We start from the raw sequence: 19,501 nt of genomic DNA on the forward strand, positions 1-19,501 counted from the left end.
GGCATCGCCGGATCTGATGAAACGTCTGACCCGCGCGGACAGCTATGAAGGGATGGCGGAGCAAATGCTCGGCAGAGCTGCCGGCAAGGGTCGCTGACCAGGGGTGAATACCCCTGAAAACTGAAGGATAATGGCGATTCGCGTCTGTTTCGGGCTTGGCTTTCCACGCCCGATGATTATCTATGCGCGAAGGCCTTCTGCCCTGTGCCGTCGCCCGGGAGCGGGCGAGTAAGACATTGAGAAGAATGGGAAGCCTCATTTTTTTCGAAAATAAAGTGTCTTTACAAAGTGTTAACATTTAGGCCTGCGAACCGTTCCGGGTAACGCGGAGAAATTTGCGTAACAGCCTGCGGTAGGACTGAAAAAATCATCGATCCACGGATTTCATTCGGCCCGGGAATACGTCACTCTCTTGTTTCAATGATTTAGTCTGAGACCTGTGACTGGCAGCTTGATTTGGTAGCGAACACCAAAAACCGCTCGATCGCCGATGCGGCTGAAACGGTCACGTTGATGCGGAATGGCGGATTTTCTGCTGCTATTCCGTCGGAATTTCGTGGGTCCGATCTCGAAATCGTGCACCGTACAGAGGGATTCGAGGCCGTTCTTCTGAGCCTTGATATCGCCGGTCTCGAAGAGATCGATCCGGGCTATTTTTCCCTGTTGAAATCGGTGATGACCGGCGGCGAGACCCGCAGCCGGAACCTCCGGGCGAATGCAGGCGACAGCCCGCGTTTTCTGCGCATTGATGTTTATCCGAGCAAGAGCCCGGAGGGCGGCATATCCGGGGTGTCGGTCGTGGTGACGGACAACGCCCCCTCGGCGCGCCGGGAGAACGCTATTTTGCGAAATCTGGAGCTGGAACGCTCCAGGTTCGACGATTACCCGGTCGGCACCACGGACGAGGACTGGACGGGTGCGCGGCGGGTGCTCGAGCGGCTCAAGCGGGAGGGGCACACCGATATCCCGGCCTATGTCAGGGAAAATCCGGGGATTCTGGTGGATCTCGCCGACGGCGCGCGGATCGTCGATCTCAACGAGGCGGCGGTAAAGACCTACAATGCCCCCGACAAGCGGACCCTGATCGAGCATTTCAACAAGGTGCCGGATCTGTCTTCCTACAATCCGGAAACCGGTCTCTCGGATATTTTCGTCGAGTTGCTCGCACGTTTCTTCTCCGGCGAGACCAAGGCCGTCGTCGAGGGCTGGGATACGACATTCGACGGCCGCGCTGTCTATCTGCGGACCAGCACCAGCATCATGCCCGGCTTCGAGGAGAACTGGGGCTGGGTGCTGCAGACGGTGGAGGACATTACCGACCGGAAGGAGATCGAGGACCAGCTCCGGAAGGCACAGGAGCGGTACGAGCTCGCGGTCGAGGGTGCGCGCGACGGGTTATGGGACTGGAATCTGGCCGGTAACGAGTTCTTTGCGTCGGCGCAGATGTGCCGGACGGTCGGGTGGGGAGAGGATTCCCGCACCATGCCGGCCCGTGAATCCGTTGCCTACATCCACCCGGAGCACCGGAAGGCCGCGCGCCGGGCCATGATGCGGAAGCTGCGCGGGGGCGCCGACAATTTCTCGCTTGAATACCGGATCAGGGACCGGGACGGCGAGCCCGTCTGGGTTTCCAATCATATTCGGGTGGTGCGTGACGAGGCAGGGCGGGTCGCCCGCATGGCAGGCTCGGTCACCGAGGTCACGGCGCGCAAGAAGCATGAAGACGAGTTGCGCGCGGCCAAGGAGCAGGCCGAACTGGCGAACCGGGCCAAATCAGAATTTCTCGCGAACATGAGCCACGAGCTGCGCACACCGCTGAACGCGATCCTCGGATTTTCCCAGACGATTGCAGCGGAGATGTTCGGAGCGCTCTCCAACGACCGGTACAAGGAATATGCGGGCGATATCCACAGCAGCGCCGTTCATCTTCTCGAGCTGATCAACGATATCCTCGACATGGCGAAGATCGAGGCGAACGAGTTCATTGTCTCTGACGATCTGTTCGACGCCATTTCGGCGGTCGGGCGCTGTGTCCGTTTCATGAGCGAGCGCGCGGCTCGTAAACAGATCGAAATTACCGTCTCCATCGAGGCCAAGCGGCTTGCCGTCGCGGCGGATCAGCGGATGTTCCGCCAGATTTTGCTCAACCTGCTCTCCAACGCCGTGAAGTTCACCAACGAAGGCGGAAAAGTCTGGGTCGAGGGCGGAGAGATTGTCGACGGCTATCTGGAATTCCGCGTCGGAGATACCGGGATCGGCATGGCTCCGGAGGATATCGAGGTCGCGCTGACGCCATTCGGGCAGGTCGGCCGGGGACGCCTGGTGGCGCAGGAAGGGTCCGGTCTTGGCCTGTCTATCGTTTCCCGCCTGATTGGCCTGCATGACGGAAGCCTGAGCATCAACAGTGAAATCGGCAAGGGGACGCTTGTGACATTGCGCTTCCCCGAGAGCCGCCTGCGTCAGATCTGATCCGGATCGCGCATCGGTCACGCTGGTGTGAAATCCTTTCATGTGCGGGATCATGCTGCATGGACTACCTCCAAGCTGAGCGAACAGGCAGACATGGAGTGGCTTCAGGTGGTCGAGGAAACCGGGGTGAGCGGTGTGGAGAATGATGACGGGCCACAGGCCAGTGCAGGCAAGCGTGGCTGGACGTCGCGTCTGGTCCCGGCTCTCGGTCTCGTGCTCGCCATGGCACTGTTCTTCGGACTTGGCCTGGACCGCTATGTCAGCCTTGAGCTGCTGCGGGATAACCGCGAGGTACTGACCGGTTTCGTCGCCGACCATTACCTGCTGGCCGCGCTTGCCTTCGTTGTTCTCTATGCCGTGGTGACGGGGCTGTCCGTGCCGGGGGCGGCCGTGCTGACGCTGAGTGGCGGCTTCCTTTTCGGCGCTTTCGGCGGCACGGCCTATGCGGTGACCGGGGCGACGATCGGGGCGACGGCTGTGTTCTGGGCCGCGCGGACGGCTTTTGGCGACGCGCTGCGTGCCCGCGCCGGCAAGGCGATCGGGATGATGCGGGAGGGCTTCCGCCGGGACGCTTTCAACTATCTGCTGTTCCTGCGTCTGGTACCTGCTTTTCCGTTCTTCGTCGTGAATCTGGTGCCTGCTTTTCTTGGCGTCTCCACCCGGACCTATGTGCTGGCAACCGTGATCGGGATCATTCCGGGCGGGTTCGTGTTCGCGACCGTCGGCGCGGGCCTCGGCAGTATCTTCGATCAGCAAGGCAAAATCGGCCTTGGCGATATCATGACTCCGGAGATCATCATGGCCATGGTCGGGCTTGGCCTGCTGGCCCTGATACCTGTTGCCGCCAAGCGTTTCCTTGGCCGCCGCTAGGCAGGTTCAGCGGCGCTGCGTTCCTCAATTCGATTGCGCTCTCCTGGTAACATTCCCATGTTAGACAGGACTTCTGACCGACGGAAATGAGTGATGGCGCAAAAGCACGACCTGAATTGGGATGACGATACACCGGCGCGGCGGCGGGCGATTGCCCCCTGGGTCGCGCGCGCTGGCGGATATGGTATCGGCCTCCTGATCGTCGCCATTGTCGCCTATTATCTCATCGGCATGGCGCTGACGCACCGGATCTCCGACGATGTCGATCTGGCCGTGAGCGACACCCCGCCGGGCGCCAGCCGCTCCGTCCAGATGGCGGCGGACCTGATCTATCGGGAGACGGAGCAGAACAGCTGGGTCGCGAACAACCCGTTCTTCCTGCCCGGCTACATGCTCGACAACATGCCGAATTTCCAGCAGGGCGTTATCAACGCGATCAGCCGTTTCGCTATCGAAATGTCAGACCAGCTTGGCCGGACGCGCGCGTCCAGCGAGGTGGACAAGGATCTGGAAGATGCCGCGGGCAAGCTGAAATTCCCGGGCACGATCTGGCTGTTCGACTTCGAAACCTCCTGGGCTCCGACCACCCCGGCGGAAAAGCAATATGCTGCCGCCCGCCGCGCATTGCTGGCCTATAACGCCCGGCTGGCAGCGGGAGACGCCACCTTCGAGAAGCGCTCCGACAATCTGCAGGCAACGCTGGAGCGGATGACGGCCGACCTCGGCTCTTCCTCGGCCATCATTGATCAGCATCTGGCGCATGCCGGCGGCTGGGGCATGGACACGAAGGTCGATGATATTTTCTACAATGTGAAAGGCCGTCTCTACGGCTACTACATGCTGCTGAGGGAGCTGGGCGTCGATTTCGACCGGGTGATCAAGGATCGCGAGCTGGGATCGGCCTGGAGCCAGATGCTGGACTCCATGCGTTCCGCGGCCGCCCTCGACCCCCTGGTGATCATGAACGGCGCACCAGACGGGCTGATCTTCCCGAGCCACCTTTCGGTGCAGGGCTTCTACCTGCTCCGGGCCAGAACGCAGCTGCGGGAAATCACCAATATCCTGCAAAAATAGGAGCCGGACGGCTTAATTGCCGTCCTTGTCGTCTTTCTTGGACGATTGCGTGGGAGTGTTCGCGGTACTGAGTGCGGTGAGCTGCTGCTGCAACTGCACAACCTGCTCCTGGAGTGTTTGCAGGGCATCCACAGCGCCTTGAGCCGGATCGACCGCCGGTTTTCCGGCGCTGCCGGCCGGAGTGCTCTGCGGGGCCTCGTTGCCTTCATTGTCCTGCGGGCGGTACGGATTGAACATGCTCATGGTCTTCTCGAGCATGGCCATGTTCTGTTTCCCCATTTCCTCGAAATTGGAAAACGGGAACATGCCGCCAAGCGCTTCCTGCATATAGTCGCGGGTGCGGTCCTGATCCTTGCTGAACGCCGTCATGGCAAATTCGAGATAGCGCGGGACAACCATTTGCAGATTGTCGCCGTAGAAGCCGATGAGTTGGCGTAAGAAGCTGATAGGCAACATGTTTTGCCCCTTGCTCTCTTCCTCGACAATAATCTGGGTCAGAACTGGCCGGGTGATGTCCTCGCCGGTCTTGGCGTCGTAAACCACAAAATCCTGGCCGTCCTTGACCATCTGGCAGAGATGATCGAGCGTCACATAGCTGCTCGTCGCCGTGTTGTAGAGGCGGCGATTTGCGTATTTTTTGATCGTGATGACGCTGGCGCCCGCATCCGCGGCACCCTCCGCGCCATTCTCCGGGGTGCTCTGGGCCGCCCGTTTCCGTTGAGTTGCCATGCCGGTTTCCCCTTGTTTCCACCCTTGTGACCGTGCCCTGTTCAGGGTTCACGGTGTCCGACATATTGCATCGCACAGCGAAAAGCGTATTCGGAAAATCCTTCGTTGCAATGCGAAATATTGCGATGATCTTTCCGGTCATTGAAATTTTCTCACAGATATTGCGGAAATCACCTGTCCCGTTCAGGATTTGGCGGGTGGCGAAGGCGCCTAAAAAACCGGCGGAAAATTGGTGCTCAAGGAACGATGTCGAAACAGGCCGACTATGATGCACTGGCGCGCGGCTTTCTTGATCTGTGGCAGGATCAGGCGACCCGAATGGCGCGCGATCCGGAAATGCGGACATTTGCCGAGCAATGGATGGCCCTCTTCATGCCGTTCGCCCAGGCCCCGGCGGAACCCGGCGACGCTGCCGGAAGGGAGCATGACGGCTTCGCGCCGGATTACCGGGCTGGCGGTGCCAGCCGGGCGCATGGCGCGGATGAAACGGCAAGAGCCGGGTCCGGCGCAATAGGAGAGAAACGCGGTGTCGATGACGGACCCGAAGCCAGAGAATCCGGAGCGCCCGCCGAGGCTGGGGCCGCGCCCCTTGCCGCTGTACCTGACGACCGCGATGCTGAACTGGAGCGGCTCGCGGCTCGCGTCAGAGAGCTTGAGGAACGGCTTGCCTCTCTTGAATCCCGGCCTCGCGACACTGCAACGGGATCTGGAACGGCAGCTGCGCGACAGCGCCGGGGAGACAGCCGGAAGCGGCACTCCTGATCCTTCCGCAAGTGGACCGGGAGCTTTTGCAAGTGGAATAGAGACAGAAACCTGGAACGCCTTTGTCGCTGCCGTCGACCAGGCCATTCTGGAGCGCAGCCAGGATTTGCTCGACGCAGTCCTGATGTACCGGCGGCATCCTTATGTTCGTGAAACGGAACCGGCGCCCGTCGCCTGGCGGTCTGGCAGTACGGCATTGCTGGATTACGGGACACGGAACCTCGACGGCCCGCCGGTGCTCGTGGTGCCGTCGCTGATCAACCGCTATTACATCCTTGATCTCAGGCCCGGCCGCTCGCTGCTCCGCTATCTGGAAAGCCTCGGCTTCCGCCCGTTCGTTGTGGACTGGGACCGTCCCGGACCGGGCGAAGCACGGTTCAGCCTGACCGATTATGTCGCTGGCCGTCTGGATCAGGCCCTCGATGCCGTCCGCGCCATTACCGGAAAGCCGCCGATCGTGCTCGGCTATTGTATGGGCGGGCTGCTGGCACTTGCACTGGCAGCCCGGCGCCAGGCGGATATCCGGGCGCTTGGGCTGTTGGCCACCCCGTGGGACTTTAGCGCCGGTGCGCCGCCCGTTGCCGCGTTCCTGCCGCTTCTACGGCCGTTCCTGACAACGGCCTCGGACCGGGGGCATGAAGTCGGCACAGACTTGCTGCAGGCACTGTTCCACATGCTGGACCCGATGCTTGTCATAAAGAAATTCCTGCGCTTCCGGTCGCTCGACGCGGATGGCGCCGAAGCGATCGATTTTGTCGCGCTCGAGGACTGGCTGAATGACGGGGTGCCGTTGATGGGACCGGTCGCGGCAGAGGCGTTCCTTGACTGGTACGGGGAGAACACGCCGGCGCGATTGCAGTGGAAAATCGCCGGCCGCATCGTTGATCCCGCCGAAATCACCCTGCCGACATCCATTGTCATACCGTCGCGGGACAGGATCGTTCCGCCGCCATCGGCCGAAGCGCTGGCGGCGGCTTTACCGCATGCCGAAACTTTGCGTGTGCCGCTCGGTCATGTAGGCATGATGGCAAGTTCAAATGCCGAGAAAGCGGTCTGGGAACCGCTCGGGGCATGGATGGAGGAAACAATCAGGTGAGTAGCGCAGATGAGTAATGCAACGTCCGGCATGAATGAGGCGGACAATACAGATCCCTCGGAACGGTTCTTATGTCTGCATGAGATCGTCGAGGCGGCGGAGCAGGCGCTGAGCGAGAATATCTGGAACTATTTGCGCGGCGCGACCGAGACCGAGACGACGATGAAGCGGAACCGGCAGGCGCTGGACAGCGTGGCCTTCCGGCCCCGGGTCCTGAACGATATGCGCGAGGTTGCGGTTGGCGGGCGTCTGCTCGGCAAGGATCTGGCTTTGCCGGTCCTGCTGGCACCGGTCGGCTCGCTGGAGAGCTTCGAGCCGGGCGGCGGAAAGACGGCGATGCGGGCGGCGGCCGAATTCGGCAATGCCCTGATGCTGAGCAATGTCGGCACCATCCCGATCGAGGACGTCGCGGCCGAGGCCGAAGGGTTGTTGATCTCGGCGCTTTACAAACGCGGCGACGATGGCTGGCTCGACGAGCAGGTGCAGCGGGCGAAAGATGCCAAATGTTTCGCGGTCTCGCTGACGGTCGACAGTGCCTATTACAGCCGGCGCGAGAGGGATATCGCGGCGCGTTTCGTCAAGCCGTGGCGTGCCGGTTCCGGCGCGGACTGGCAGGCGGCGCTGAACTGGAAGGATGTGGAGCGTTTCAAGGAGAAGTACGACATCCCGCTGATCCTGAAAGGCATCGCCACGGCCGAGGATGCGGTGATGGCGGTCGAGCGGGGCGTGGACGTGGTCTATGTCTCCAATCATGGCGGCCGCCAGCTCGATCACGGGCGCGGATCTCTGGATGTTCTGCCGGAGGTGGTGGATGCGGTCGCCGGGCGGGCCGAGATCGTTGTCGACGGCTCGATCCAGCGTGGCACGGATCTGGTCAAGGCCATCGCGCTCGGGGCCAATGCCGTTGGCATGGGGCGTCTGTTCTGCTGCGGTCTGGCGGCTGCCGGTGATGCCGGTGTCGTGCGTACGCTCTCCCTGTTGCGGGATGAGGTGCGGACGGCTGTCGCCCTGCTTGGCGTGAACAGCCTTTCCGAGGTTGGCGCGCGCCACGTGCATGCGGCCAGTCCGGTCGCGGAGCCGGATGTCTTCAGCGCGTTTCCGCTGATCGGGCTTTATCCTTCATAGTTTGATCCGGGTTTTGATCTGGCGCAAAGCGCAGGTCACAATTTGCGTGTAGGGGTCTATTGTGTGACGGTGCTCCGCAAGGGGTATCGCCACGCGATGCCTCCGGATTGGCAAAGGGCGTCAGGAGCGGCGCCGAGGGAGAGAGACTATGACCGATGTGGTAATTGCCGGGGCTGCGCGGACCCCGATCGGTGCGTTCGGCGGCGGTTTGAGTTCCCTGTCGGGAGCGGATCTGGGTGTCATCGCCATCAAGGAAGCGCTGCGCCGGGCGAAGGTCGAGGCAGGCGAGGTCGACGAGGCCATTCTTGGTCAGGTGCTGACCGCGGCCGCGGGCATGAACCCGGCCCGCCAGGCGGCCATCGGTGCCGGTATTCCGCAGGAACGCACGGCGATCACGATCAACCAGGTCTGCGGCTCCGGCCTGCGTGCCGTCGCCCTTGGCGATCAGGCGATCCGTGCCGGTGACAGCAAGATCGTGGTCTGCGGCGGTCAGGAAAGCATGAGCAACGCGCCGCATGCCCAGAACCTGCGCAACGGCTACAAGATGGGCGATGTTCAGTTCATCGACACGATGATCAAGGACGGGCTCTGGGATCATTTCAACGGCTACCACATGGGGAATACGGCGGAAAACGTCGCGGCCAAGTGGCAGATTACCCGGGACGAGCAGGACGCTTTCGCGGCGGCGTCCCAGAACAAGGCCGAGGCGGCCCAGAAAGCCGGCAAGTTCAAGGATGAGATCGTTCCCGTAACGATTTCCGGTCGGAAGGGCGACACGGTGGTCGACACGGACGAGCATCCGCGCCACGGCACCACGATCGAAACGCTCGGCAAGCTCCGTCCGGCCTTCACCAAAGAGGGCAGCGTCACGGCAGGCAACGCCTCCGGTATCAATGACGGCGCGGCCATTGCCATCCTGATGACCGGAGACGAAGCGGCAAAGCGGGGCATTGCGCCGCTTGCCCGCATCGTCTCCTTCGCTACCCGCGGCGTCGATCCCGCGATCATGGGCTCCGGGCCGATCCCGGCGAGCCGGGCCGCGCTCGCGAAGGCCGGCTGGGCGGCAAGCGATCTCGATCTTGTCGAGGCGAATGAAGCCTTCGCGGCGCAGGCCTGTGCCGTGAACAAGGATCTCGGCTGGGATCCCGCGATCGTGAACGTCAATGGCGGTGCTATCGCGCTCGGGCATCCGATCGGCGCGTCCGGCTGCCGCGTCCTGATCACGCTGCTGCACGAAATGCAGAAGCGGGATGCCAAAAAGGGGCTGGCAACGCTTTGCATCGGCGGTGGCATGGGCGTCGCTCTCTGTGTCGAGCGAGACTGAATCCGGTAAATAAAAAAGCCGGTGACGGAACCGGAGGGGCCGGTTCCGAATTCCTCTAATACATATGGGCTCAATCAAAAAACTGGAGGGAATAATGGGGCGTGTCGCAATCGTAACGGGTGGGACCCGTGGTATCGGGGAGGCGATCAGCCTCGCCCTCAAGGATGCCGGTTGCACGGTGGCAGCGAATTATGCAGGGAACGAGGAGCGGGCGCGGGCTTTCACGGAACGCACGGGCATTGCTTCCTACAAGTGGGATGTTTCCGATTTTGAGGCCTGCGCTGCGGGCGTGAAACAGGTCGAGGCCGATCTCGGCCCGGTCGATATCGTCGTCAATAACGCGGGCATCACCCGGGACGGCACGATCCACAAGATGGATCACAAGATGTGGCAGGAAGTGATCGACACTAATCTCGGCGGTTGCTTCAACATGTGCCGCAACGTGATCGACGGCATGCGCGCCCGGAAATTCGGCCGGATCGTCAATATCGGCTCGATCAACGGCCAGGCCGGGCAGTACGGCCAGGTGAATTATGCCGCCGCGAAATCCGGTATCCACGGTTTCACCAAGGCGCTGGCCCAGGAAGGTGCCCGTTCCAACATCACGGTGAACGCCATCGCGCCGGGTTATATCGATACCGATATGGTCGCGGCCGTGCCGGCCAACGTGCTGGAGAAGATCGTCGCCCGGGTTCCGGTCGGCCGCCTCGGCCATGCGGACGAGATTGCCCGCGGGGTGGTTTTCCTCTGCGCCGACGATGCAGGCTTCGTTACCGGATCGACCATGTCGATCAATGGTGGCCAGCACATGTATTGACCCGATGCGGGCCGGTTTCCGGCCCGCATCACCTACTGTCAGCCGAGATAGAGGAGAGGTTCATGAGCGCCACGGTCATGCCGGTTGCTTACGAGGACGCATCGGACGAGGTCCGCGCGGTCTATGACGACATCATGTCGTCCCGGAACATCGATTTCATACCGAATGTATGGCGCACGCTGGCGTCCCATCCGCCGACCCTGGCGCGGGTCTGGTACGGGTTGAAAGAAGTCATGGCGCCCGGTGCGCTCGACGCCCGGACGAAGGAAATGATCGCGGTCGCGGTCTCGGCGACGAACGGCTGCGAATATTGCACCCGTTCGCACACCAGGCAGGCGCGCGGCCATGGCATGACCGAGGAAATGTACGGCGAGCTGATGGCCGTGATCGGCATGTTCAACCAGACAAACAAGCTGATCGAGGGCTATCAGGTCGAGGTTGACGACTTTCTGAAAGAGGTCTGAGCAGACACCTGCGAAAGGCGCCTCAGCCTGTTTTCGGCATCACGTCGAGCCGCACAACGGCGCCTTCCAGATCCGGCGACGGGGCCGGATAGTAATCCATCACCAGAGGGTCATGCCCGGGCACGATATGGTCCGGGCTGTCCGCCAGCAGTTCCAGCGTATTGAAGCCGTTCATCATGGCGCCGAGATCGTAACAGATCACGAACGGTTTGCGCTCGCGGATGTTCTCGTAGAAATGCGCGCAGTCTGAAGCCAGCACGATCCAGCCGCGCTCGGTGCGCACGCGCACGCACATCAGCCCGGCCGAGTGCCCGCCGATCTTGTGAATGCTGAGGCCGGGCGCGAGCTCCGTATCGCCATCGTGGAATTTCGCCTGTCCGCCATAGACCTTGCGCACCATGGCGACGACATCCTCGACCTCGAAGGGCTTCTTCACCGCCTCGAAACACATGCAGCGGCCGGTGGCATAGGCCATTTCGGAATCCTGGATATGGAAGGTCGCCTTCGGGAACTCCCCGATCCCGCCCGCATGGTCATAATGCATATGCGTAATGATGACGTCCTCGACCTCGGCGGCGTCGATCCCGAGCAGGGCCAGTCCCTCGGTCGTCGACCGCAAGAGCGGGGAGCCCCGTTTCAGCGAGGCAACCTCGCCGAAACCGGTATCGACGACAAAGGTCCGCTCCTCGTTCCGGATGACCCAGACGAAGTAATCCAATGGCATGGCCACATCGTGAGCGTCCGGAAACACGAAGTTCTCGTTCCGCATGCGCTTGCCGTTATGTGCATACCGCACCGCGAAGACTTCGTAAGTATGTCCGTTGCCCATGTGATTCCCCCTTGCTGAAGTCGTTTCTTAGCCGAACTATCTTTGGTGGCGTAATATGCCATAGCATTGCCAGCTATGGAAAAATATGGAACAAGTCACTTTTATGTTGAAAATCAGAGATTTAGACAATTGAAAGAAAATTTTAACCGAGCTTTAGCTAAAGTCTGACGATACCGCCACAAAAGATGGCCGACGCCAGATATGGAAACGAAGGGGGGATGAGAGCAAATGTTCTCAAGGTTGAACGACATGAAGTTTGGCGTGAAATTGTTGATCGGCATCGGCGGGATCCTGATCCTTCTGGTGCTCAACAGCGCCGCATCGTTTTTTGGCCTGCTGCAGGCTGGCGGTGCCCTGACCCGTTATCAGCAACTGACCGACCAGGCCGCGCAGGTGTCTGCCGCCCGCGCGGATCTCCTTAAGACCGCGGCTGGAGTGCAGCAGTTTCTCGTCGATGGCAGTGCCGAGTCCGCCGAGAAGGCGAAAGAGGGCGTCTCGGCCGTGCGCAAGGACCTCGAGATTGCAGAGGCCGGTGCCGCGACCGACAGTGCACGCGCACGTCTGGCAAACATCCAGACCAAACTCACCGGTTACGGGGCGGCTTTCGAAACCGTTGTCGCGAGCCGCGAGCGGCGCGACGTCGCGAGTGCGGAGATCAACAAGCTGGGCTCCGATCTGGAAAAGAAGCTGACGGCGATCATGGCGGAAGCCAACGAGGCTTATGACGCGGAGCTGGCTTACAAGGCCGGCCAGGTGCTGCGCAGCTTGCTGATTCAGCGCGCTGAGCTGAACCGCTATCTGCTGGATCAGCAGGCGGAAACCTTTGCTCTGGTCGATGCCGAGCGCGGGCCGCTGGAAACCAGCTTTGAGGATTTGGTCGCCAATCTTCAGTTTGGCCAGGATGACGAACTGACCGAGGCCCTCAAGTCGAGCGTCGCCGCCTATCAGGAAGGATTGCTGTCTGTCCGCGATCTTGTCGTTTCCCTCAACGGTATTCTCGATGAAGAGCTGAGGCCCGTGGCTGCGGCCATCCTTGTGGACGCGGCCGGTGCCTATGAGGCGATCCGGGACGAGCAGACCATGATTGGCTCGGAAGCCAGGGACGGGATTGTAAAGACGGAGATCCTCTCGGTCGTGGCGACACTGATCTGTGTCGTGATCGGCCTGGCGGCGGCCTTTCTGATCGCGCGCGGTATTTCCCGGCCGGTGAAGGCCCTGACCGATGTGATGGGGCGGCTTGCCGCTGGCGAGTCCAGCACCGAGGTGCCGATGACGGAGCGCGGTGACGAGATGGGCGAGATGGCCAAGGCGGTCATGGTGTTCCGTGAAAGCATGCTGAAGGCGGAGGAATTGCAGGAAGCCTCGCGGATGGACCAGGAGCGGCGGGAGAAGCGGACGAAGCGCATCGAGGAGTTGACCCGGGATTTCGACAGCACGGCGACGGAGACCCTGAAATCCGTTTCCGAGGCGGCCGAAAACCTGCGTGGCTCGGCCAACAGCCTGACCCAGACGGCGGACCGGTCCAGCAACATGGCCGGCATGGCGTCCTCGGCCTCGAACCAGGCGACGGAGAATGTGCAGACGGTGGCCAGCGCCGCCGAAGAACTCTCCGCCTCGATCACGGAGATCTCACAGCAGGTCTCGCGATCGACCCAGGTGGCCGATCAGGCGGTGGAGGATGCGGAGCAGAGCCGCGTGCTGGTTCACCGGCTTGCCGACAATTCCGCCAAGATCGGCGAAGTGGTGAAACTGATCACCGATATCGCCGAGCAGACCAACCTGCTGGCCCTGAACGCCACCATCGAAGCGGCCCGTGCCGGTGAGGCCGGCAAGGGCTTTGCCGTGGTTGCCTCCGAGGTGAAAAACCTGGCCACCCAGACGGCCCAGGCGACAGAGGAGATCTCGACCCAGATCCAGACCATCCAGGACGATACGCAGCACACCGTTTCGTCCATCCAGCACATTGCCGAGCGGATCGAGGAAATCAACCGGATCTCGGCCGGTGTGGCAACGGCTGTGGAAGAGCAAAGCGCGGCAACCCAGGAGATTGCCCGCAATGTGAGCGATGCCGCCGCCAGTACCGGGTCCGCCAACGAGAATATTGGCGGGGTCAGCGAGGCGACGCGCGAGACCACGGCGATCTCGGGAGAGGTGTTGAGCGCCTCGGAGAAGGTCTCGGCGAAATCCGGCGACCTGAGCCAGGTGGTGCAGCGATTCCTGGCGGAAATGCGCCAGGTCTGACCGGCTTTCCGTGCCCTATTCCGCTGCCGCAACGGCAGCGGACGGGGCGCGGGGCAGAAGCGTCACCGTCGCGGTGATGATTGCCGCGGCCACGGCTGCTCCGAGGAACATGGCCGGGAACCCTCCACCCGCGTCATAGAGCCAGGAGAGGCCGGGGACCACGGCAGCCGACACCGTGAAGGTCAGAACATATTTCACGGCATAGACCCGGCCGCGCCAATGGTCCGGCGTGTAGCGCGCGACCAGCGTGTCGTTGATCGGAATTTGTCCGAACACCAGAACCATGACGGCCATGGAGGCGACGACCATGGCCCAGCCATCGAGATTTACCGCGATGAAAAGAGCGATGGCCTGACCGGCCGTGACGGCAAGGAAGATCGGCTTGATCGAATATTTATCGATGGCCCGGCCGACGACGATCTGGGAGAAGGCGGCGAGGGCGTAGACAGCGCTTGCGATGGCACCGACCTCGGTCGCGGAATAAGAGAAAGCAGCGAGCCGGTCATCCAGTACTTTCGGTAGCGCAACGGTCATCGAGTTGAAGATAAAGCCGCCGATCGCCGCCGAGATGCCGATGACGAGCAGGACCCGCTGCCAGCCGGGCGCGGGCGGGCCATGATCGGCGCTGCGTGCCTGTGCGGTCTGCGGGGCCATCTCGGGATGCAGCCGGGACCAGTAGACACCGGCCAGGATGGAAAGTCCGCCGAGCAGGAAAAAGGCCGCGCGCCAGCCGGCGAAATCGACAAAGGCGCCGATGGCCAGTGCCGACGCGGCGACACCCATATTCCCCCACACACCGTTCACGCCAAGCCGGCGGCCCAGATTACCGCCACCCTTGGCCACCATGGCGATGCCGACCGGGTGATAGATCGCCGCGAACACGCCGATCAGCGTGAGGCTGGCCGCCAGATGCCAGAATGAGGTGGCAAACCCGGTCAGGATGCTGGCGCCGCCGATCCCGGTGAAGAAAATCAGCATCATCCGCTCCCGGCCCCAGCGATCCCCGAGCCAGCCCGCCGGAAGCGAGCAGGCGCCGAAAGCGATGAAGCTGCCGGTGGCAAGCACCAGCACCGCCCCGTAACTGTCCCCGATATCGGCGGCGGCAAGAGCGGCCACGGCCGGAAACAGCAGCATGAAGAGATGATCGAGCGCATGGCCCAGATTGAGCAGCAGCAAGCGGCGCGGATTCATGGTGAGCCTCCCAAAGTTCTGGTCACAGGATGGCATGTGCCGTATCGTCTGTCTTGCGATGAAAAGCCAAAAACTATCGACAAACGGACATGGTTCGCCGATCCGGGACGCGGTCGCCGCCCTCGGCGCGACGGCACCGCAGATCATGGCCTTCGGGACCTTCTTTGCCCAGGGCCATGACACGGGCGAGCATCACCATGACCGGGCTCAGTTCGTTCATGCCGAGCGCGGGCTGCTCCAGGTCTGGACCGAGGAGGGGCAATGGTCTGTACCGTCCGGCATGGCTGTCTGGGTTCCCGCCCGGGTGCCGCACCGGGTCCGGGCGATCAGCGATGCGGATTTCGTCTCGCTCTATATCCGCAAGGCCCGGCCGGATGAGCCGGAGATCCCTATTCCAGCGCGTTGCAGCGTTGTCACGGTCCCCGTTTTACTCAAGCATTTGATTGTTCATCTGAAAGAACACCCCGCGGGAGCGCGGAGTGACCGGCTGGCGGCGGTCATTGCCGATGAACTCATGGAGCTCGTCCCCGCCGATCTGCATCTGCCGATCCCGTCGGACACGCGCGCGGCCAGTGTCGCGCTGGCAATGATCGGTGATCCGTCCGACGAGCGCGACCTGGATGGCTGGGCCCGCATGGCCGGCGCCAGCGGACGCACCCTGACCCGGCTGTTTTTGTCCGAGACAGGTTATTCCTTTGCGGAATGGCGGCAGCGTTGCCGCTTGTTGGCCGCTCTTGAAATGTTGGCTGCCGGCAGGCCGGTGACGGTGGTTGCACTTGATTGCGGCTATCGGAGCCCGAGTGCATTTTCCGCCGCTTTCACGAAGGTATTTGGAGCATCTCCCCGGCAATATATGGGCCTGAATAAAAAGAAACCCGAGTAATTCGTCACGTAAATGATTTGTTAATCGCAAGCGCTGACTATCCGCATGAATCTAGGATCTCTGGCTGGAATCTTAATTATGTTGAATTCGCTCTCCGTCCGGACTCGGATGGCCGCTCTACTCGTCATCAGCATTGCCTTTCTGCTCGGGCTTGCTGCCTTCACGGGAACGCAGCTTCGGGCTATCGGAAACGAGATTGAAGAAATCGCAGAACTGGACGTTCCGATTTCGGCGCTGCTGACGAAGATGACAACCCATCAGCTCGAACAGGCGATACATTTCGAGCGGGCCGTTCGATACGGCGAAGAAATGCACGTCTCTTCGTTTGCAGACGACGTGCGTGCGGCAGCGCGCAAGCATTTCGACGAGGAAATCAAGGCGTTCCAAAAGTATTCCAAACTTGTTGTCGAAGAAGGTGAAGCCGTGCATGTGATGCACGACATCGCCGTCGAACGGGCGCTGAATGACGAAGCGCTCGCACATTACAACAGCGTCGATCAAAGCATCGTTTCGCTGCTTGAGGGCCACAAGAGTTACGAAGAAGGTGTTCAAGCGCTTTTCGATCAGCTCCGGACCGGTGATCGCCAAGGTCTTGCGGCGGCGATTGAAGCTGTCGCGAAAGAAGAGGACGCTTTCATCAGGAGTCTGGAGGGGACCACGGAACGGGTGATCGCCTTCACGCAGAAGACCGCCGTTCGGGCCGAAGAGCATGAGCACGCCACCGAGCAAATGCTGCTCTATGCGACGGCGCTCGCGGCGATCATCAGTGCTCTCGCCAGTTTCGTGATCGCCGGATCGATCCTGAAGCCGATCCGACAGGCGGTGGAGCTGATTGATGAGGTTATCGGAGGAAATACCACTGTCGCCGTGCCGCAGGGCTACAAGGCGGAGATCGGGCGCCTGATGGATGCGGTCACCAAGTTGCGGGATGCAACGGCGGAGATTGCGGAAGCCCGTGCGGCTCAAGCTGCCTCGGAGAAAGCGGCGGCAGATGACAGAAGCCGCTCACTGAATGAAATGGCCGACACTGTCGAGACTGAAACGACCGAAGTCTGGACGCGCGTTCAAAGTGAGTCGGCCCATCTTAACGGCATCGCGGATCAGATGGCGGGGTCGGCGCAAAATCTTGGTGAAAACGCTACAGCGGTCAGCGCCGCATCCGAGGAATCCCTCGTCAATGCGGAAGCCGTGGCATCGGCCGCGGAAGAGCTTGCGGCCTCCATTGCCGAAATCTCGAGCCATGTTGACCAGAGCGCGGAGATCGCAAGGTCGGCGGCTTCCCAGGCGGAACAGTCCCGGGCGGTTGTTGAAAGCCTGTCGGAAGCCGCAAAGAAGGTCGGAGAAGTGGTTGGCCTGATCAATGATATCGCCGAGCAGACCAATCTTCTGGCGCTGAATGCCACGATCGAGGCGGCACGGGCCGGTGAAGCCGGAAAAGGCTTCGCCGTGGTGGCTTCCGAAGTGAAAAATCTGGCGAACCAGACGCAGGGATCGACGGCGTCGATCACCGGAGAAGTCAACGGCATGCTGCAGGTTACTTCAGATGCGGTCAAGGCGATCACAAGCATCATCGAAACGATCGCCAACATCAACGAGAAGAGCGAGGAAATCAGCGCCGCCGTCCAGAGTCAGGATCAGGCAACCCGTGAAATCGCAAGCAATGTGACCGAAGCTGCCGCCGGCGCGCGGGAGGTCTCGGAACGGATTGCCGTTGTCTCCCGGGATGCCCAGGGGGTGGGATCGCTTTCCAGTGATGTCTCCATGGCGACCCAGAAGCTGGGTGGCGAGGTCGAGCAGCTGAAAAACACGGTTATCCGGGTTGTGCGTACCGCGACCCCCGAGGTTAACCGGCGGGAAAGATCTATTCCGGTTGAACACGACCGCCGCGCTCGTTGAGCGCGGCCGGTAGTGCGGTTACGTCTTCAATCAGGCGGGCGCTGACACTCTGCTCCCGTCCGCGTGCGGTGATTTCAGCCCGCTCCCCGATCTCCAGGACGAGGTCCGCCGCCGTGATCACGGCCTCCGAGAGGATGAGCTGGACGCCATGCTCCTTGGTCAGGGCTTCGAGACGGCTTGCGGTATTCACCGTGTCGCCGACCGCGGTCAGGCCCATCGTGTCCCGGTAACCAAGCTCGCCGACAATGGCCGGGCCGCCATGGATACCGATACCGATACGCAATGGCTTGTCCAGATCCGCCGCCAGTGAAGCGTTCAGCCGTTGCAGGTTTTCGCCCATGTAGCGGGCCGCCAGAATGGCGTTGCGGGCACCAACCTTCATGCCCCGGTCGATGCCGAACAGGGCCATGATGCCGTCGCCGATGAATTTGTCGATGCGTCCGCCCGCGCTTTCGATGGCATGGCCCATTTCGGAAAAGTAACGGTTCAGGATGAAAACCGTGTCATAGGGCAGGCGCTGTTCGGTCAGCTCGGTAAAGCCCCTGATATCGGCAAACAGCACGACGATGTCGCGCTCCTGCCCGGCGTGATAATCCGGCCGGGCCCCCGTATCCTCGACACGTGCCTGCGCCGGCGGCAGCAGGGGCGTCACTTCCAGGTCGACGGTGGGGACGGTCTGACAGGCGAGCCGCACATTGTCCGGTGCGCCGACCCGTTTCAGAACCTTGGCTTCAAGCTCGGAGGGCGGTGGCAGGGTATCCAGTCCGCTGCCGATCCACACCCGGCAGGTCGAACAGCGTCCCCGGCCGCCGCAGACGGAGGCGTGAGGGATGCCGGCACGCCGGCTGGTCTCTAGGATGGTGGCACCGGCACGCAGTCCCACTTTCTGGCCTGTGTGATAGGTCAGGGTGACGTCCGGCTCGGTCTTCTTCAGGATATGCAGGCGCACGGACCGGGCGGCAAAAGCCAGAAGAACCAAGCCATAATAACTGTACTCGACGGTACGCACCCAGGTCAGAAATGCCTGCTGTTCCGCGCCCCGGGGCAGCGCGAAAGACTTGAGAACGAAGCCCAGCCATGCGCTGTCTTCCGCCATGCGCAGCACTTCCATGCCGGAAGCGACAAAACCGGCGAGGGAGAGGGTTGGCACCATCACGGCAAGGGTGAGCCAGAGTGGCAGAAGCCGGCGGTATCCCGGTTTGAACCGCAGCCAGAGATGCAGACCGATGCAGCCGTGAATCCATGATGTCAGAAGCAGTAGGGTCTGGCTGACGATGTAATGCGGTGCGAACTTCCAGACCACCAGCTGGACATAGAGATAGGACGGGTCGGCATCGAAAAACTCGTCCAGGGCGCGGGTGCCCATCGCGTGGTTGATCAGAAAGACCGGTATGGAAAGACCGAGCGTGAGCTGGGCGATCTCCGCCCGGCTCATGCCCCGGAGGGAGTCCCGCCGAAAGATCGCGACAAGCGCGATAGCCAGATGCAGCGTCAGGGCGGAATAAAGGGCTGCCGTGGGGAGCGCCTGGTGCCAGAAGATCATGAACCATTTGCCGCTCGTCAGCAGAGCCTCGATGGAGAGGATACCGGCGGCATGGTTCAGCAGATGGGTGGCGACGTAAGTGAACAGAACCAGCCCGGAAAGAGTATGCACCCGTCGCCAAAGCGGGCTGTTCCGGCCACGCGGTTTCGCTACATCGTCAGACAAGCTGTTCGCTCCGGCTATCCGCG

General features: G+C 61.7%; 16 protein-coding genes. 12 read left to right on the forward strand and 4 right to left on the reverse strand.

Annotation, left to right across the window (positions count from 1 at the left end; translation table 11 throughout):
• The first annotated feature begins 456 nt into the window (after nt 1-456).
• The 3 genes from AAC126_RS12715 to AAC126_RS12725 all read left to right on the forward strand — a co-directional run bounded on the left by AAC126_RS12715 (nt 457) and on the right by AAC126_RS12725 (nt 4,413).
• On the forward strand, nt 457-2,469 hold the full coding sequence (locus AAC126_RS12715) for an ATP-binding protein (RefSeq protein WP_339853888.1): 2,013 nt from the start codon (nt 457-459) through the stop codon (nt 2,467-2,469).
• Nucleotides 2,470-2,562: 93 nt separating this feature from the next.
• Nucleotides 2,563-3,339: a TVP38/TMEM64 family protein gene (locus AAC126_RS12720; protein ID WP_339853890.1), complete on the forward strand. Its 777-nt coding sequence runs from the start codon at nt 2,563-2,565 to the stop codon at nt 3,337-3,339.
• Between the two features lie 93 nt (nt 3,340-3,432).
• A complete protein-coding gene (locus AAC126_RS12725) occupies nt 3,433-4,413 on the forward strand; it encodes a DUF2333 family protein (protein ID WP_339853891.1) in 981 nt (326 codons plus the stop codon).
• 12 nt (nt 4,414-4,425) lie between these two features.
• Here the strand turns inward: AAC126_RS12725 and phaR are convergent, their stop codons facing one another.
• Nucleotides 4,426-5,142: a polyhydroxyalkanoate synthesis repressor PhaR gene (phaR, locus tag AAC126_RS12730; RefSeq protein ID WP_339853893.1), complete on the reverse strand. Its 717-nt coding sequence runs from the start codon at nt 5,140-5,142 to the stop codon at nt 4,426-4,428.
• A 246-nt stretch (nt 5,143-5,388) separates the two neighbouring features.
• Between phaR and AAC126_RS12735 the strand changes: the two genes are divergently transcribed.
• The 6 genes from AAC126_RS12735 to AAC126_RS12760 all read left to right on the forward strand — a co-directional run bounded on the left by AAC126_RS12735 (nt 5,389) and on the right by AAC126_RS12760 (nt 10,730).
• Nucleotides 5,389-5,904: a hypothetical protein gene (locus tag AAC126_RS12735; RefSeq protein WP_339853895.1), complete on the forward strand. Its 516-nt coding sequence runs from the start codon at nt 5,389-5,391 to the stop codon at nt 5,902-5,904.
• Nucleotides 5,807-7,000: an alpha/beta fold hydrolase gene (locus tag AAC126_RS12740; protein WP_339853897.1), complete on the forward strand. Its 1,194-nt coding sequence runs from the start codon at nt 5,807-5,809 to the stop codon at nt 6,998-7,000. The genes AAC126_RS12735 and AAC126_RS12740 overlap by 98 nt, the downstream gene beginning before the upstream one ends.
• Before the next feature lie 9 nt (nt 7,001-7,009).
• Nucleotides 7,010-8,125, forward strand: a complete 1,116-nt coding sequence (locus tag AAC126_RS12745) for an alpha-hydroxy acid oxidase (RefSeq protein WP_339853899.1) — start codon at nt 7,010-7,012, stop codon at nt 8,123-8,125.
• 148 nt (nt 8,126-8,273) lie between these two features.
• Nucleotides 8,274-9,449: an acetyl-CoA C-acetyltransferase gene (locus AAC126_RS12750; protein WP_339853901.1), complete on the forward strand. Its 1,176-nt coding sequence runs from the start codon at nt 8,274-8,276 to the stop codon at nt 9,447-9,449.
• A gap of 94 nt (nt 9,450-9,543) precedes the next feature.
• Entirely contained in the window at nt 9,544-10,266 is a 723-nt protein-coding gene (phbB, locus tag AAC126_RS12755; RefSeq protein WP_339853903.1) for an acetoacetyl-CoA reductase, read from the forward strand.
• Between the two features lie 62 nt (nt 10,267-10,328).
• Nucleotides 10,329-10,730, forward strand: a complete 402-nt coding sequence (locus AAC126_RS12760; RefSeq protein ID WP_339853905.1) for a carboxymuconolactone decarboxylase family protein — start codon at nt 10,329-10,331, stop codon at nt 10,728-10,730.
• A 22-nt stretch (nt 10,731-10,752) separates the two neighbouring features.
• On the opposite strand, the gene AAC126_RS12765 is transcribed toward AAC126_RS12760, so the two are convergent.
• Nucleotides 10,753-11,559, reverse strand: coding sequence for an N-acyl homoserine lactonase family protein (locus AAC126_RS12765; RefSeq protein WP_339853907.1), 807 nt, complete (start codon nt 11,557-11,559; stop codon nt 10,753-10,755).
• Between the two features lie 228 nt (nt 11,560-11,787).
• Here AAC126_RS12765 and AAC126_RS12770 point away from each other — a divergent pair, with 228 nt between their 5' ends.
• Nucleotides 11,788-13,800 (forward strand): methyl-accepting chemotaxis protein, encoded by a 2,013-nt coding sequence (locus AAC126_RS12770; protein WP_339853909.1) that lies wholly within the window; start codon nt 11,788-11,790, stop codon nt 13,798-13,800.
• Nucleotides 13,801-13,815: 15 nt separating this feature from the next.
• On the opposite strand, the gene AAC126_RS12775 is transcribed toward AAC126_RS12770, so the two are convergent.
• Nucleotides 13,816-14,991, reverse strand: coding sequence for an MFS transporter (locus tag AAC126_RS12775; RefSeq protein WP_339853911.1), 1,176 nt, complete (start codon nt 14,989-14,991; stop codon nt 13,816-13,818).
• On the opposite strand from AAC126_RS12775, the gene AAC126_RS12780 reads away from it, so the two are divergent.
• Both AAC126_RS12780 and AAC126_RS12785 read left to right on the forward strand, forming a co-directional pair.
• Complete coding sequence (locus AAC126_RS12780; protein ID WP_339853913.1) at nt 14,990-15,874, forward strand: helix-turn-helix transcriptional regulator; 885 nt, start codon at nt 14,990-14,992, stop codon at nt 15,872-15,874. The two genes, AAC126_RS12775 and AAC126_RS12780, sit on opposite strands and share 2 nt — an antisense overlap.
• Before the next feature lie 78 nt (nt 15,875-15,952).
• Nucleotides 15,953-17,770: a HAMP domain-containing methyl-accepting chemotaxis protein gene (locus tag AAC126_RS12785; protein WP_339853914.1), complete on the forward strand. Its 1,818-nt coding sequence runs from the start codon at nt 15,953-15,955 to the stop codon at nt 17,768-17,770.
• On the opposite strand, the gene AAC126_RS12790 is transcribed toward AAC126_RS12785, so the two are convergent.
• Nucleotides 17,736-19,478: an adenylate/guanylate cyclase domain-containing protein gene (locus tag AAC126_RS12790; RefSeq protein ID WP_339853916.1), complete on the reverse strand. Its 1,743-nt coding sequence runs from the start codon at nt 19,476-19,478 to the stop codon at nt 17,736-17,738. The genes AAC126_RS12785 and AAC126_RS12790 overlap by 35 nt on opposite strands.
• Between the last annotated feature and the right edge of the window lie 23 nt (nt 19,479-19,501).

Source organism: uncultured Nisaea sp., assembly GCF_963974195.1.
In the GTDB taxonomy this organism is placed as follows: domain Bacteria; phylum Pseudomonadota; class Alphaproteobacteria; order Thalassobaculales; family Thalassobaculaceae; genus Nisaea.

Bases quoted from the DNA above. Each gene is read 5' to 3' on its own strand.
- AAC126_RS12720 (WP_339853890.1), top strand. From the start codon at position 2,563: ATGGAGTGGCTTCAGGTGGTCGAGGAAACCGGGGTGAGCGGTGTGGAG.
- AAC126_RS12725 (WP_339853891.1), top strand. From the start codon at position 3,433: ATGGCGCAAAAGCACGACCTGAATTGGGATGACGATACACCGGCGCGG.
- phaR (WP_339853893.1), bottom strand. From the start codon at position 5,142: ATGGCAACTCAACGGAAACGGGCGGCCCAGAGCACCCCGGAGAATGGC.
- AAC126_RS12735 (WP_339853895.1), top strand. From the start codon at position 5,389: ATGTCGAAACAGGCCGACTATGATGCACTGGCGCGCGGCTTTCTTGAT.
- AAC126_RS12745 (WP_339853899.1), top strand. From the start codon at position 7,010: ATGAGTAATGCAACGTCCGGCATGAATGAGGCGGACAATACAGATCCC.
- AAC126_RS12750 (WP_339853901.1), top strand. From the start codon at position 8,274: ATGACCGATGTGGTAATTGCCGGGGCTGCGCGGACCCCGATCGGTGCG.
- phbB (WP_339853903.1), top strand. From the start codon at position 9,544: ATGGGGCGTGTCGCAATCGTAACGGGTGGGACCCGTGGTATCGGGGAG.
- AAC126_RS12760 (WP_339853905.1), top strand. From the start codon at position 10,329: ATGAGCGCCACGGTCATGCCGGTTGCTTACGAGGACGCATCGGACGAG.
- AAC126_RS12765 (WP_339853907.1), bottom strand. From the start codon at position 11,559: ATGGGCAACGGACATACTTACGAAGTCTTCGCGGTGCGGTATGCACAT.
- AAC126_RS12770 (WP_339853909.1), top strand. From the start codon at position 11,788: ATGTTCTCAAGGTTGAACGACATGAAGTTTGGCGTGAAATTGTTGATC.
- AAC126_RS12780 (WP_339853913.1), top strand. From the start codon at position 14,990: ATGGTGAGCCTCCCAAAGTTCTGGTCACAGGATGGCATGTGCCGTATC.
- AAC126_RS12775 (WP_339853911.1), bottom strand. From the start codon at position 14,991: ATGAATCCGCGCCGCTTGCTGCTGCTCAATCTGGGCCATGCGCTCGAT.
- AAC126_RS12785 (WP_339853914.1), top strand. From the start codon at position 15,953: ATGTTGAATTCGCTCTCCGTCCGGACTCGGATGGCCGCTCTACTCGTC.